Origin of the sequence: Streptomyces sp. NPDC047017 (assembly GCF_040644175.1) — a bacterium.
Classification (GTDB): Bacteria; Actinomycetota; Actinomycetes; order Streptomycetales; family Streptomycetaceae; genus Streptomyces.
On the sequence record NZ_JBEYVW010000010.1, the window covers coordinates 8,891 to 23,489 of the forward strand.

Genomic DNA, 14,599 nt, shown 5'->3' on the forward strand with positions numbered 1-14,599 from the left:
GTACTCAGCCGGAGCCGGGCAGTAGAGGCCGGCCCAGGCCGGGCAGCGGGATTCAGCCGGGACCGGGCGGCGGGTTCAGCCGGAGCCGGGCGGCAGGGGCCGGCCCGGGCCGGGCAGCGGGATTCAGCCGGAGCCGGGCAGTAGAGGCCGGCCCAGGCCGGGCAGCGGGATTCAGCCGGGACCGGGCGGCGGGTTCAGCCGGAGCCGGGCGGCAGGGGTCGGCCCGGGCCGGGCAGCGGGATTCAGCCGGAGCCGGGCAGCAGGGGTCGGCCCGGGCCGGGCAGCGGGATTCAGCCGGAGCCGGGCAGCAGGGGTCGGCCCAGGCCGGGCAGCGGGATTCAGCCGGGACCGGGCGGCGGGGTCAGCCGGAGCCGGGCAGTAGAGGTCGGCCCGGGCCGGGCAGCGGGATTCAGCCGGGACCGGGCAGTAGAGGTCGGCCCGGACCGGGCAGCGGGATTCAGCCGGGACCGGGCGGCGGGGTCAGGGGGTCTGGCAGGTGGGGCACCAGAAGAGGTTGCGGGCGGCCAGGTCGGCGGTGCGGACGCCGGTGCCGCAGATGTGGCAGGGCAGCGCCGCCCGGCGGTAGACGTAGACCTCGCCGCCGTGGTCGTCGACGCGCGGCGGGCGGCCCATCGCCTCGGGCGTGTGCTCGGGGCGGACGGTGTCGATGCGGTTGTCGCGGACGCCGTCGCGCATCAGGGCGACCAGATCGGCCCAGATCGCGTCCCACTCGGCTGCGGTGATGTCCCGGCCCGGGCGGTACGGGTCGACGCGGTGCCGGAAGAGGACCTCGGCGCGGTAGACGTTGCCGACGCCGGCGATGACCTTCTGGTCCATCAGCAGGGCGGCGATCGTGGTGCGGCTGCGGCGGACACGGGCGTAGGCGGCGGCCGGGTCGGCGTCCGGGCGCAGCGGGTCGGGGCCGAGGCGGTCGTGTATCGCCTGCTTCTCGGCGTCGGTGATCAGCGCGCAGGTGGTGGGGCCGCGCAGGTCGACGTACGAGGTGGCGTTCGCGAGGCGGAGGCGGACGGTGTCCGTGGGCGGCGGGGCGGGGGCGTCGCCGAAGGTGACCTTGCCGAAGAGGCCGAGGTGGATGTGGACCCAGTCGCCGGCGCGGAAGCCGAGGAAGAGGTGCTTGCCGTGGGCCTCGGTTCGGGTGAGGGAGGCTCCGCCGAGGACGGTGGCGGCGTCGGAGAACTTGCCCTGGGGGCTGGAGAGGCGGAGGTCTTCCCTGCCCTGGAAGCGGGCGGCGTAGTCCTGGGCGAGTCGGTGGATGGTGTGCCCTTCTGGCACGGTGCGGTGTCCTTTCCTGCCGTGGTCTTCGCCCGCCCGCCCGTCTCGGTAAGGAACAGGGGGGCGCCCGCCCGGGCTTCGCCTCGGACCCCCGGCGGGGACTCCGCCTCCTGCACCCCTGGGGGTGGGTGGGGGTGGACGCCCTGGCATCCGGGAGAAACACCCTGGCCCGGGGGGGGGATGGGTGCCCCGACCTCGGCGGGTGGGCGCCCCAGCCCCCGAAGGGGTGGGTGCCCGGACCTCGGGGGTGGGCGGCAAGCCTGGCTTCGGGGGCGTGAGCCCAGAGTCTGGAGGGACAGGGGCCTGACCCTCCAGGGTGGGTGGGGGGCTGCCCCCCCCACAGTGCGCGGGAGCCCTGGCCCTCGGAGTGCGCGGGAACCCTCACCCCCGGAGTGGCTGGGAGCCCCCGCGCTGAGAAGCGCGAATCCCGGGCCAGGAAGCCGGGGCCCTGGTCTCCGGGAGTGCTACGCGCAGGAGAAGCCCTTGCGCCCCCCTCGTTCCCTGAGCGGGCCCATCGGTCGTTTCCTGCGCGGGGCCACCGGGTTCCGGTGCATCCGTTGTGTCCCCGAGGCATGCCTGCCCGGAGGTGACAGGGGTCCGCCCCGGTCTCTAGTCCTGCTGCTGCGGGTGGTGCGGCGGGATGGGCGGGAGGTCCCCTGTCGTTTCGTAGGCGGACAGCATGTCGATGCGGCGGATGTGGCGTTCGTCGCCGGAGAAGGGGGTGTTGAGGAAGGTCTCGACGAACTTCGTCGCCTCCTCCTCGGAGTGCATGCGCGCGCCCACCGCGACGACGTTGGCGTTGTTGTGCTGCCGGCCGAGGGAGGCGGTCTCCTCGCTCCAGGCGAGGGCGGCCCGTACGCCCTTGACCTTGTTCGCCGCGATCTGCTCGCCGTTGCCGGAGCCGCCGATCACGATGCCGAGGGAGCCGGGGTCGCCCGCCGTGCGCTCGGCGGCGCGCAGGCAGAAGGGCGGGTAGTCGTCCTGGGCGTCGTAGATGTGGGGTCCGCAGTCGACGGGCTCGTGGCCCGCCGCCTTGAGCCATTCGACGAGGTGGTTCTTGAGTTCGAAGCCCGCATGGTCCGAGCCGAGATACACGCGCATGGTCCGAGTGTGACACGGCGGAGCGCGGCCGGGCCGGTCGGGGCCGGGCCCCGCGGGCGGCCGGAACGGGGGGGAAGGAGGAGCGGGAGAAGGAGTGCGAGAAGGAGTGGAAGGAATTGTGCGACACCGGTGAGGAACTCTGGAAACCTCAACGAAACCTCAAGTAACGATTACATTTCGAAGGTTCACGAATTCCTTTGCCTCGGATTCACTGGACCGGCTCGTACACCGCTCGTACGGGGAACCGCTCACCCGGCGTAAAGGAAAACCCTCCATGACCTCGCAGCCGACCCTGCCGAAGGATGGAAACGGCCGGACGGGCCCGGACGGACACAGTTCCGGGCTCCAGGCCGGTCTCAAGAACCGCCACCTCACCATGATCGCCATCGGCGGTGTCATCGGCGCCGGACTCTTCGTCGGCTCCAGTTCCGGTATCGCCACCGCCGGTCCCGGCATCCTCCTGTCCTATGCCCTCGTCGGCACGCTCGTCGTCCTCGTGATGCGCATGCTCGGCGAGATGTCCGCCGCCAACCCGACCTCCGGGTCCTTCTCCGCGCACGCCGACCGCGCGCTCGGCAGCTGGGCCGGGTTCTCCATCGGCTGGCTCTACTGGTTCTTCTGGGTCGTGGTGCTCGCGGTGGAGGCCACCGCAGGCGCCAAGATCCTCTCCGGCTGGGTCCCGGCCGTGCCCCAGTGGGGCTGGGCCCTGATCGTCATGGTGGTGCTGACCGCCACCAACCTGATCTCCGTGGGCTCCTACGGCGAGTTCGAGTTCTGGTTCGCCGGCATCAAGGTCGTGGCGATCGGCGCGTTCATCGTGGTGGGCCTGCTGGCCATCTTCGGCGTGCTGCCCGGCGTCCACGCCGACCAGGCGTCCTTCGGCAACCTCACCGGCCACGGCGGTTTCCTGCCGCACGGACCGGGCTCGATCCTCACCGGTGTGCTGCTCGTCGTCTTCTCGTTCATGGGCAGTGAGATCGCGACGCTGGCGGCCGGCGAGTCCGAGAATCCGCAGCGGGCGGTCACCAAGTCCACCAACAGCATCATCTGGCGCATCGCCGTCTTCTACCTCGGCTCGATCCTGGTCGTCATCTCGCTGATCCCCTGGGACGACAAGGCGATCAGCGACAAGGGCTCCTACGTCGCCGCGCTGGACTCCCTCGGCATCGCGCACGCCGGTCAGATCATGAACTTCATCGTGCTGACCTCGGTGCTGTCCTGCCTCAACTCCGGTCTCTACACCGCCTCCCGGATGGCCTTCTCGCTCGGCGATCGCGGCGACGCGCCCAAGGCGTTCGCGCGGACCACCGGGCGCGGCGTGCCGCGGACCGCGATCGTCGTCTCCGTCGCCTTCGGTTTCGTGGCGGTGTTCTTCAACTACAAGTTCCCGGACTCCGTCTTCCTCTTCCTCGTCAACTCCTCGGGCGCGGTCGCCCTGTTCGTCTGGCTGGTGATCTGCTTCTCGCAGCTGCGCATGCGGAAGATCATCATGCGCGAGGCGCCGGAGAAGCTGGTCGTGCGGATGTGGCTGTACCCCTACCTGACCTGGGCTGCGGCCGCGCTGATCGTCTTCGTCCTCGGCTACATGCTGACCGACACCGAGCACGACGGCCGCGAGACCGTGCTGCTGTCGCTGCTGGTCGCGGCCGTGGTGCTGGTGATCTCCGTGGTCAAGCAGCGGCTCGGCAACGGCCATCGGCCGGTGGACGCCGCCGAGCAGTCAGGACCCGCGGAGAAGGTCTCGGCCGGCTGAGTCCGGACGGATAGCGATAGACAGAGGGATACACGTACGGACGGACGTACGGACGGACGGACGCACATACGTACGGAAGAGGCCCGCGGGGCCGGTCGTCGTCACGACCGGCCCCGCGGGCCTCTTCAACGCCGTGGGCGCGCGCCCGGCGGTCAGCGCCTTCCGGCCAGCTTCCAGGCGGTGGGCAGCGCGCCCATCGCCAGGGCGGCCTTGAGGGCGTCACCGATCAGGAACGGGGTGAGCCCTGCGGCGATCGCGGCGGACGCGCTCATGCCGGTGGCCAGGGCCAGGTAGGGGACGCCGACGGCGTAGACGACCGCCTCGCCCAGGAGCATCGTGCCGGCCGTCCGCCAGGCGTTCCGGTCGGCGCCGCGGCGGGCCAGCGCGCCGACGACGGCGGAGGCGAGCAGCATGCCGAGGACATAGCCGAAGGAGGGGGCGCCGGCGCCCGAGCCGCCCTGCGCGAACCACGGCAGGCCGGCGACGCCCGCGAGCGCGTACAGCGCGAGGGAGAGCAGGCCGCGGCGGGCGCCGAGGGTGGTGCCGACCAGCAGCGCGGCGAAGGTCTGGCCGGTCACCGGCACCGGGGAGCCCGGCACGGGGACGGCGATCTGGGCGGCGAGGCCGGTCAGCGCGGCGCCGCCGAGCACGAGCGCGGCGTCCCGGACACGGGAGGAGGGGATCAGGTCGGCGAGGACCTGGCCGGTGCGGACGGGGGCGGCGGCGGTGCTCATGGGGACTCCGCGGGGTGAGGACGGTGGGAACAGCGTGACGCTATCCCAGCGCGTCACGGCTGATCACCGTCCGCGTTCGACAAAGGCGGGAACGCGCGCTTGGTCGGCTCCGGACAAAGGACACCGGTCACACCCGGCCCGGGGTGACACCGGTCACTGCGGGACAGTGGTGTGGGTGACATGGAGGGGGCGCGTCTGCTCTGTGGCGTCCCGCCGAACGGCCGTTCCCGGAGTTCCGCGCGCCCGCCGCCCGCCGCCCGCCGCTCGCCGCTCGCCACCAAGTGACACCGCGTTCACGTTCGGTGAGTCGGCTGTTCACGTTCGGTGAGTCAGCCGTCCGGATAGTGGGCATCCTCTTCGTGTGAGCGGACGGGCTGCTCACACTGTGGGCATTTCGCCCCTCCCCCCACTGGACGAGCGTGCCCATGCCACACAGCAGTACCACCTCCCCCGCGGCCGCCCCCGAGCAGGCGGGCGAGGCCCCCCTGTCGCACGGCCTGAAGCAGCGGCATCTGTCGATGATCGCCCTCGGCGGGGTGATCGGCGCCGGGCTGTTCGTCGGTTCCGGGGCGGGCATCGCCGCCGCCGGGCCCTCGATCGTCATCGCCTACGCCGTCTCCGGTGTCCTCGTGATGCTGGTGATGCGGATGCTCGGGGAGATGTCGGCCGCGCGTCCCTCGTCGGGTTCGTTCTCGGCGCACGCCGAGCGGGCGTTCGGGCCGTGGGCCGGTTTCACGGCCGGCTGGTCGTTCTGGGTGCTGCTGTGCACGGCGGTGGGCCTGGAGGGCATGGGCGCCGCGAAGATCGTCACGGGCTGGCTGCCGGGGACCCCGGAGTGGCTGTGGGTGGCCCTGTTCATGGTGGTGTTCTGCGGGGCGAACCTGGCCGCGGTGAAGAACTTCGGCGAGTTCGAGTTCTGGTTCGCGGCCCTGAAGGTCGGCGCCATCGGCCTGTTCCTGGTGCTGGGCGTGCTGGCCATCGCGGGAGTGCTGCCCGGCACCGACGCGCCCGGCACCTCGCACCTCGGCGACTTCCTGCCGCACGGCGGCCAGGGCCTGATCATCGGACTGCTCGCCTCCGTCTTCGCCTACGGCGGCCTGGAGACGGTCACCATCGCGGCGGCGGAGTCGCAGGACCCGGTGCGCGGGGTGGCCACCGCGGTGCGCACGGCGATGTGGCGGATCGCGCTGTTCTACATCGGCTCGATGGCGGTCATCGTCACCCTCGTCCCGTGGGACTCGGCGGAGGTCGTCGACAAGGGCCCCTACGTCGCCACGCTGGACCACCTGGGCATCCCGGGAGCCGGCCAGCTGATGAACGTGGTCGTCCTGGTGGCGCTGCTGAGCGCGATGAACGCCAACATCTACGGCTCCTCGCGCATCGCCTACTCACTGGTGGAGCGCGGCCAGGGTCCCAAGGTGCTGGCGAAGGTCTCCGGCGGGGTGCCGCGGATCGCCGTCGCGGTGTCGAGCGTGTTCGGGTTCGGCTGCGTGCTGCTCAGCTACTGGCGGCCCGACGACGTCTTCCCCTGGCTGCTGAACATGATCGGCGCGGTGATCCTGGTGGTCTGGATCTTCATCGCCGCCTCGCAGCTGCGGCTGCGGCGCCGGCTGGAGCGCGAGGCACCGGACCGGCTGGTCGTGCGGATGTGGGCGTTCCCCTGGCTCACCTGGATCGCGCTGGCGGGCATGGCGGCGATCTTCGTACTGATGGCCCGGCAGCCCGACACGCGGGTGCAGCTGTACTCGACGGGCGCCATGGCGCTGGTCCTGGCGGCGGCCGGATACGCCTGGCAGCGCGGACGCGCCCGGAGCTGACGTACGGCAGCCGTCCGGCGATCCGGCACACCGAAGGCCCCCACCTCACCCGTGGGGGCCTTCCTGTTGCCCGCGCCCGGCTTCTTGTTGATAGCTTGTAGTTGCAAGGCTATTGCAATAAGAGGTCGGAGGGGACCTGCATGCCCGTCTACACGCTGCCTGAACTGCCCTACGACTACGCGGCGCTCGCGCCCGTGATCAGCCCCGAGATCATCGAGCTGCACCACGACAAGCACCACGCGGCGTACGTGAAGGGCGCGAACGACACGCTGGAGCAGCTGGCGGAGGCCCGCGACAAGGAGTCGTGGGGCTCGGTCAACGGCCTGGAGAAGAACCTGGCCTTCCATCTCTCCGGGCACATCCTGCACTCGATCTACTGGCAGAACATGACCGGTGACGGCGGCGGCGAGCCGCTGGAGCGCGACGGCGTGGGCGAGCTGGCCGACGCGATCGCCGAGTCCTTCGGCTCCTTCGCCGGCTTCAAGGCCCAGCTGTCCAAGGCCGCGGCCACCACCCAGGGCTCCGGCTGGGGCGTCCTCGCCCACGAACCGCTCAGCGGCCGCCTGGTCGTCGAGCAGGTCTACGACCACCAGGGCAACGTCGGCCAGGGTTCCACCCCGATCCTGGTCTTCGACGCCTGGGAGCACGCCTTCTACCTCCAGTACAAGAACCAGAAGGTCGACTTCATCGACGCCATGTGGCAGGTCGTCAACTGGCAGGACGTCGCCCGGCGCTACGCCGCCGCCAAGGAGCGCGCGAACGTGCTGCTGCTCGCGCCCTGACGGCGCGCGCCCCTGATCGTCCCGCCTCGTGATCGTCTTCTCACCCTTCACGCGGGCGGGCGGAAAGAAGAAGGACCCCCGCGAGGACAGGACTCGCGGGGGTCTTTCCGTGCCGGGCGGGCCGTACTGACGTTCTGCCGTATCGACTTCCTGCCGTCCTACAGGTTGCTGAAGTCCGGGCCGGCCGTGCGGGTCCGCTTGATCTCGTAGAAGCCGGGGACCGAGGCGACGGCGACGGTGCCGTCCCACAGGCGGGCCGCGTCCTCGCCCCGCGGGGCGGGGGTGACGACCGGGCCGAAGAAGGCGATCTGTTCGCCGTCGGCGCCGGGCAGCGCGATGACCGGGGTGCCGACCTCCTGGCCGACCTTGTCGATGCCCTCCTTGTGGGAGGCGCGCAGCTCCGTGTCGTAGGTGTCCTTGTCGATGAACTCGATCAGGCCGGCGGGCAGGCCGGCGTCGTCGAGGGCGGCGGCGATGCTGTCGCGGTTCACCCCGAGGCCCTCGTTGTGGAAGCGGGTGCCGAGCGCGGTGTAGAGCCGGCCGACCACCTCGTCGCCGTGCAGCTGCCGGGCGGCGATCGCCACCCGGACCGGCCCCCAGGTGCGGCCGCCGGGCCGCATGTTCTCGGCGTACTCCGCCGGGAGTTCCTCCAGCCTGTCCTCGTTGAGGACGGCCAGGCTCATCACGTGCCAGCGGACCTCGATGTCACGGACCTTCTCCACTTCCAGGACCCAGCGCGAGGTCATCCAGGCCCAGGGGCACACCGGGTCGAACCAGAAGTCGACGGGGGTCTTGCCGGACGAGGTGGTGCTCTCGGACATGGCGCTCCTCTGCGAAACGTTCTTTCGCGCGTCAACGAGCCGGTCGCCGGTGGCATTCCCCGCTGTCCGCCGTCAGGAGCGCATGGCAGGATCGGTCCTGTTCAGCCGCCATCCACGCGATCACGAGGGAGTGCCGTCCGTGCCCGGTGAGAATCTGTCCCGCGACGAGGCCCGGGAGCGGGCCGCCCTGCTGTCCGTAGACGGGTACGACGTGTTCCTGGACCTCCGGTCCGCCGTCGGCGACGGGAACGGCGAACCGCGCACGTTCCGCTCGGTGACCACCGTCCGCTTCCGCTGCAACGAGCCGGGCGCCACCAGCTTCGCCGACCTGATCGCACCGGGCGTCACCGCCGTCTCCCTCAACGGCAAGGACCTCGACCCCAGCGAGGTCTTCGACGGCTCCCGGGTCCTGCTCGAAGACCTGGCCGCCGACAACGAGCTGGTGGTGGACGCCCAGTGCGCCTACTCGCGCACCGGCGAGGGCCTGCACCGCTTCGTCGACCCGGAGGACGGCGAGGTCTACCTCTACACCCAGTACGAGCCCGCCGACTCTCGCCGTGTGTTCGCCAACTTCGAGCAGCCCGACCTCAAGGCGCCGTTCCGCTTCGAGGTGCGGGCGCCGGAGGGCTGGACGGTGTGGAGCAACGGGACCGGCGAGCGGCAGGACGGGGTGTGGCGGTTCGCGGAGACGAAGCCGATCTCGACGTACATCACCTGTGTGGTGGCCGGGCCGTACCACTACGTCACCGACTCCTACGAGCGCGTGTTCGAGGACGGGACGCGGCTGGAGATCCCGCTGGGCGCCATGTGCCGCAAGGGCCTGGCCCGGCACTTCGACGCCGACGACGTCTTCCTGGTCACCAAGCAGGGCCTGGACTTCTTCCACGACCACTTCGACTACCCGTACCCGTTCGGCAAGTACGACCAGGCGTTCGTGCCCGAGTACAACCTCGGCGCGATGGAGAACCCGGGGCTGGTCACCTTCCGGGAGGAGTACATCTTCCGCGGCAAGGTCACGCAGGCGTCCTACGAGGCGCGGGCCAATGTGATCCTGCACGAGATGGCGCACATGTGGTTCGGCGACCTGGTCACCATGGAGTGGTGGGACGACCTGTGGCTCAAGGAGTCCTTCGCGGACTTCATGGGGGCGTTCTCGCTGGTCGGCGCGACCCGCTTCACGGACGGCTGGATCACCTTCGCCAACCGCCGCAAGGCCTGGGCGTACCGCGCGGACCAGCTGCCCTCCACGCACCCGATCACCGCGGACATCCGCGACCTGCAGGACGCCAAGCTGAACTTCGACGGCATCACCTACGCCAAGGGCGCCAGCGTCCTCAAGCAGCTGGTGGCGTACGTGGGGCGGGACGCCTTCCTGGAGGGCGCCCGCCGCTACTTCAAGCGGCACGCCTACGGCAACACGCGCCTGGGCGACCTGCTGGCGGTCCTGGAGGAGACCGGCGGCCGCGACATGGGCGCCTGGGCGCGGTCCTGGCTGCAGACGGCCGGCGTCAACGCGCTGACCCCGCAGGTGCTGCTGGACGCCGAGGGCCGGATCGCGGAGCTGGCGGTGGTGCAGGAGGCCGCCGAGGACTACCCCGAGCTGCGGCCGCACCGGGTGGCGGTGGGCCTGTACCAGCGCTCGGAGGTCGGGGCGCTGGAGCGGTACGCGCGCGCCGAGGCGGACGTGGACGGCGCGCGGACCGTGGTGGCGGAGCTGGCCGGGCAGGACGCGCCGGAGCTGGTGCTGGTCAACGACGACGACCTGACCTACTGCAAGATCCGCTTCGACGACACGTCGCTGGCCACGCTGCGCGCGCAGCTGGGTGCGCTGACCGACCCGCTGGCCCGCGCGCTGTGCTGGTCGGCGCTGTGGAACCTGACCCGGGACGCGCTGCTGCCGGCCCGCGACTTCATCGATCTGGTGCTGCGGTTCGCGGGCCGGGAGACCGACATCGGCGTGCTCCAGATGCTGCACGCCTGGGCGCGGTCGGCGCTGGCGCACTACGTGGCGCCCGAGCGGCGCCGGACGGCCGGGCGGGTCCTGGCCGAGGGCGCGCTCACCGAGCTGCGGCAGGCCGCGCCGGGCAGCGAGCACCAGCTCGCGTGGGCGCGGTTCTTCGCCGCCGTGGCCGCCGCCCCGGCCGATCTCGACCTGCTGTCGGGGCTGCTCGACGGCACCGAGGAGATCACCGGCCTGGAGGTGGACCAGGAGCTGCGCTGGGCGTTCCTGGAGCCGCTGGCCACGCACGGCATCGCCGACGAGCGGGCGCTGGGCGCCGAACTCGCCCGGGACGACACCGCCTCCGGCAAGCGGCACCAGGTGCGCTGCCTGGCCGCGCGGCCCTCGGCCGAGGTGAAGGCCCGGGCGTGGGCGCAGGTCGTCGAGTCGGACGCGCTGTCCAACGCGCTGGTGGAGGCGACGATCGCGGGCTTCGCCCGGCCCTCGCAGCGGGAGCTGCTCGCGCCGTACGCCGAGCGGTACTTCGCGGCGATCGAGCGGGTGTGGAGCGAGCGGTCCATCCAGATCGGGATGGACGTGGTCCGCGGGCTGTTCCCCTCGCTCCAGGACTCGCCCGGGACGCTGGCCGCGGCGGACGCCTGGCTCGCCGCGCACGAGCAGGCCGCGCCCGCGCTGCGCCGGCTGGTGCTGGAGGAGCGGGACGACCTGGCGCGGGCGCTGCGCGGACAGGCGTGCGACGCGGCGGCCGGCTGAGCCCTGGCTCCGGGCGGATCATCCGACTCCGGCCGCCCCGGTGCTTTGGCCCAGAGCCCTAGCCTTTGACCAGAGCCCTGGCTTTGACCAAAGCTCAGGCGTGGAGTAACCGTTACAGAGTCGCCCGTAACCCCTGGTCCGTGCCCGGCGGACCAGGGGTTTTCGGCATCCGAACACCCGTCCTTTAGGGCGGTCTTGTCCGGATTGTGCGACGCCCTTGTAACAGCGGTTAGCGGGTGGCCCGGGTGCGGGAACCTCCCGGGCATGAACCACGACACCCCGCTCTCCCCCCGCCCCCTGAGCCACCTCGCCGAGACGCACCGCCGGGTCCTGACCGCCGCCGAGCTGCGCGCCCACGGCGTGTCGGCGGCCGAGACGCACGAACAGTGCCGGGCCGGCGGCCCCTGGCAGCAGTTCCTGCCGGGCGTGTACCTGCTGCACCCGGGGCCGCCGACCGGCGAGGAACGGCTGCGGGCGGTCCTCCTGTACGCGGCACGCGGGCCGGCGCCCGAGGCGGTGCCCGGGGTGCCGGCGCAGCCGACCGCGCAGGAGCCGCACCGCCCGGCCGCCGCGGAGGTGATGCTCACCGGCCTGGCCGCGCTCGCCCTGCACGGCTTCGCCGCGGCGCCCGCCCCGCTCGCGCTGGAAAAGATCGACGTGCTGGTGCCGCGGCCGCGCCGGCCGCGCTCGGCGGGCTGCGCGCGGATCGTCCGGGCGGCCGAGCCGCCCGCCCCGGAGACGGTCACCGGCCTGCCGGTGGCCCCGGTGCCGCGCGCCCTGGCGGACGCGGTGGCCCGGCTCACGGACGCGGTCGTGGTGCGGCGGCTGCTGACGGAGGCGGTGCGCGGCGGCCACTGCGAACCGGCCGCGGTCGTCCGCGAGCTGGCCGCCGCCAGGCTGCTGACCCGGCCGCACGTGGTGGACGCGGTGGACTCGCTGCTCGCCGAGGGCCGGGCCGTCGCCGAGGACCGGCTGTACCGGATGGTCCAGGAGTACGGCCTGCCCGACCCGGTGTGGAACGTGGACCTGCGGCTGCCCGGCGGCCCGCACCTGGGCGGCCTGGACGCGTACTGGCCGGACCAGGCGGTCGCCCTGGAGCTGGACACCCGCACCCCGCGCCAGGACCGGCGCGCCGGCCGGGAGGGCGACGACGACGCCCTGCGGGCGCGCTACGCCCACAAGCGCGAGCACCTGGAGCGCCTGGGCATCACCGTCGTCCACCTCACCCCCCGCAAGCTGCGCGAGGCGCTGGAGCAGCAGGCCGCGGTGGTCCGCACCGCCCTGATGGCCGCCACCGACCGCGACCCGGCCGCGTACGTGGTGGTCCTGCCCCGGTAGCGGCGTGCGGTGCCTGTCGAGCCGGCACGGAACCCGGCGCCGGTGCCGCCACCGGTCCCTTCTTCCTCCGTGCCGCTCGCCGGTCCCGGCGTGCCCGACCCCGAGTCGGCCCTCGTCCGCTGAACTGGATCTGCTCACGGTGCCCCAGGTCATGGCCCGCCTCCAACTCGGCCACTCCGCCATCTACGACCTGCTCTGCACCGGCCAGCACGCCCCGATCACCCTCGGCCGCGCCCGCCGCATCCTCGCCCGCGCGCTCCCCGACTTCCTCCGTGTCCGCCTCGAGCAGGAAACCGCTGCCTGATAACCACGACCCCAAGACACCCCCCCCGCCTCCCACCGCACCCGCGCCAACGGCGACGGAACCGTCTACCGGCGCAAGGACAGCCGCTGGGAAGCCGCCGGACACGTCCTCGCCCCCGGCAACACCCGCCGCCGCGTCCGCGTCTACGGCACCACCCGCAAGGAAGCCCTGGCCAAGCTCACCGAGAAGATCGCCGCCAGCAACCGCGGCCTCCCCGCCCCCTCCGCGCTGGGCAGTCTCAGCGCGTACCTGACGTACTGGCTCGATGCCGTCGCCGTTCACCATCTTCGCGAGACCACCCACACCCGCTACATCGCCTGCGTCCACCGCTACCTCATCCCCGGCCTCGGCAAGAAGAAGCTGGCCAAGCTCACGGCCAAGGACGTCCGCACCTGGCTCAACCAGCTCCGCACCACATGCCAGTGCTGTGCGCGCGGCATCGATACGGCCCGTGATGAGCCCCGCTGCTGCGCCGCCGGGCAGTGCTGCCGCAAGCTGCTCTCTCCGCTGACGCTCACCTACATCCATTCCGTACTCAAGTCCGCCCTGGAGCACGCCGTCCGCGAGGAGGAGATCCCTCGCAACGTGGCCCGCAACGTCCGCACCGGCACCCCACGGCCGCGGCGCTTCGAACCCCTCACCGCCGACGAAGCCCGCCAGCTCCTCACCACCGCACACGGTCACCGGTTGCACGCGCTGTTCGAACTCGCCTTCCACACCGGACTCCGCAAGGGCGAACTCCTCGGCCTGCGCTGGAGAGACCTCGACCCCGGCGCAGGCACCGCCGCCATCCGCCGAACCTTGCAGCGCACCAGCACCGGCGGACTCACCACGCTGCCCACCAAGACACGGGCCTCCGAGCGCCGCATCGCCCTCCCCACTCGCTGCCTCCACTCACTGAAGCGCCATCACGAACAGCAGCAGCGCGAGCGCGAGGCCGCAGGCACGGCGTGGCAGGGACAGCAGCCACGTGTTCACCACTGTGCAGGGCCGCCCCATCGACCCGACCAACCTCACCCGGGCCTTCACCACGCTCCTCCGCAAGGCCGGCCTCCGCCGCATCCGCTTCCACGACCTCAGGCACTCCACCGCGACCCTGCTCCTGGAACAGGGCGTCGAACTCGTCGTCATCAAGGAACTCCTCGGCCACGCCCACATCGGCGTCACCGCCACCGTCTACGCCCACGTCCGACTCCGCCTCCAGCGAGACGCCATAGACACCCTCAGCACCGCCCTTGACGGTCCTGTCAGCGACGAGTCGACCCGCCACGACGGCGACGACCCGCCGCTGTGCGGAGCCACCGTCCGCTGACGTTGCCGTCAACTACTGCCGTCACCCACCGCAGAAGCCCCGCCAGGACTCACCTGACGGGGCTTCAACTTTGCTGCTGCTATCCAGCGCGAGGGTTACGGGATCGGGCAGCGAGGCTACACCTCACCCTCCAGCCAACGTTCGAATGGCGCGACCTCCGACAGTTCGGAATTGATTGCCTTCAACCCTCTGGCGAAGTCTTCGGCCAATTTCGAAAGCATCGCGACTAGCTCACTCCGTGCAATGCTCTCGCGCTCTGGGTTTGGAACCCAATTGGTCCGCGAATCGCAGTGAATCGTCACGAGATCCCCGCTTGGGCGGAACGTCAAAGTCCTCTCGATACCTTGCGAGTAGAGGTCCACCTCGACCTCGCGACGGTCGCGCACACCCGCCAGAAGCGACGGGAGCTGCTCCATGAAGGCAGACAAGTCATACGCGACATCGAGCGGCCACTCGTCACTCCCGAAGCCGTCAATGTGAAACCTGCCGCCCCCAGCATCAGAGAGGGCGCTGCACGCCTCCATGACGAGGGTTTCGTAATCGTCACCTGGCTCCAGACTCACTGAAGCAGGAGCCACAGCGCCAGACGGCACGGCCGGATTGAACGACGCAGAGAAGCTCATCTCTCCAG

Annotated in this window: 11 protein-coding genes and 1 pseudogene; 7 read left to right on the plus strand and 5 right to left on the minus strand. The window is 71.5% G+C overall.

Annotated features, from left to right (window positions below; all coding sequences use genetic code 11):
- Window positions 1-480: 480 nt before the first annotated feature.
- Window positions 481-1,293, minus strand: coding sequence for a DNA-formamidopyrimidine glycosylase family protein (locus ABZ858_RS18265; protein ID WP_361378907.1), 813 nt, complete (start codon window positions 1,291-1,293; stop codon window positions 481-483).
- A 609-nt stretch (window positions 1,294-1,902) separates the two neighbouring features.
- Entirely contained in the window at window positions 1,903-2,394 is a 492-nt protein-coding gene (locus ABZ858_RS18270) for a ribose-5-phosphate isomerase (RefSeq protein WP_361378910.1), read from the minus strand.
- Between the two features lie 274 nt (window positions 2,395-2,668).
- On the opposite strand from ABZ858_RS18270, the gene ABZ858_RS18275 reads away from it, so the two are divergent.
- Window positions 2,669-4,147, plus strand: a complete 1,479-nt coding sequence (locus tag ABZ858_RS18275) for an amino acid permease (RefSeq protein ID WP_361378913.1) — start codon at window positions 2,669-2,671, stop codon at window positions 4,145-4,147.
- A gap of 152 nt (window positions 4,148-4,299) precedes the next feature.
- Here the strand turns inward: ABZ858_RS18275 and ABZ858_RS18280 are convergent, their stop codons facing one another.
- Window positions 4,300-4,881: a biotin transporter BioY gene (locus ABZ858_RS18280; RefSeq protein ID WP_361378916.1), complete on the minus strand. Its 582-nt coding sequence runs from the start codon at window positions 4,879-4,881 to the stop codon at window positions 4,300-4,302.
- Between the two features lie 425 nt (window positions 4,882-5,306).
- Between ABZ858_RS18280 and ABZ858_RS18285 the strand changes: the two genes are divergently transcribed.
- Both ABZ858_RS18285 and ABZ858_RS18290 read left to right on the plus strand, forming a co-directional pair.
- Window positions 5,307-6,698, plus strand: a complete 1,392-nt coding sequence (locus ABZ858_RS18285; RefSeq protein ID WP_361378919.1) for an amino acid permease — start codon at window positions 5,307-5,309, stop codon at window positions 6,696-6,698.
- A 140-nt stretch (window positions 6,699-6,838) separates the two neighbouring features.
- Window positions 6,839-7,480: a superoxide dismutase gene (locus tag ABZ858_RS18290; RefSeq protein ID WP_361378922.1), complete on the plus strand. Its 642-nt coding sequence runs from the start codon at window positions 6,839-6,841 to the stop codon at window positions 7,478-7,480.
- Window positions 7,481-7,638: 158 nt separating this feature from the next.
- Here the strand turns inward: ABZ858_RS18290 and ABZ858_RS18295 are convergent, their stop codons facing one another.
- The gene (locus ABZ858_RS18295; RefSeq protein WP_361378925.1) at window positions 7,639-8,301 is read right to left on the minus strand and encodes a DsbA family protein; all 663 of its coding nucleotides are present in this window, start codon (window positions 8,299-8,301) and stop codon (window positions 7,639-7,641) included.
- Between the two features lie 139 nt (window positions 8,302-8,440).
- On the opposite strand from ABZ858_RS18295, the gene pepN reads away from it, so the two are divergent.
- The 4 genes and pseudogenes from pepN to ABZ858_RS18315 all read left to right on the plus strand — a co-directional run.
- Window positions 8,441-11,014 (plus strand): aminopeptidase N, encoded by a 2,574-nt coding sequence (gene pepN / locus ABZ858_RS18300; protein WP_361379529.1) that lies wholly within the window; start codon window positions 8,441-8,443, stop codon window positions 11,012-11,014.
- 264 nt (window positions 11,015-11,278) lie between these two features.
- The gene (locus ABZ858_RS18305) at window positions 11,279-12,352 is read left to right on the plus strand and encodes a hypothetical protein (RefSeq protein WP_361378928.1); all 1,074 of its coding nucleotides are present in this window, start codon (window positions 11,279-11,281) and stop codon (window positions 12,350-12,352) included.
- Window positions 12,353-12,503: 151 nt separating this feature from the next.
- Window positions 12,504-12,656: a DNA-binding protein gene (locus ABZ858_RS18310; RefSeq protein WP_361378931.1), complete on the plus strand. Its 153-nt coding sequence runs from the start codon at window positions 12,504-12,506 to the stop codon at window positions 12,654-12,656.
- A gap of 9 nt (window positions 12,657-12,665) precedes the next feature.
- Window positions 12,666-13,968, plus strand: a pseudogene (locus ABZ858_RS18315) (site-specific integrase); the annotation flags it as partial.
- Window positions 13,969-14,084: 116 nt separating this feature from the next.
- Here ABZ858_RS18315 and ABZ858_RS18320 read toward each other — a convergent pair.
- Complete coding sequence (locus ABZ858_RS18320; protein WP_361378934.1) at window positions 14,085-14,591, minus strand: hypothetical protein; 507 nt, start codon at window positions 14,589-14,591, stop codon at window positions 14,085-14,087.
- Window positions 14,592-14,599: the final 8 nt, after the last annotated feature.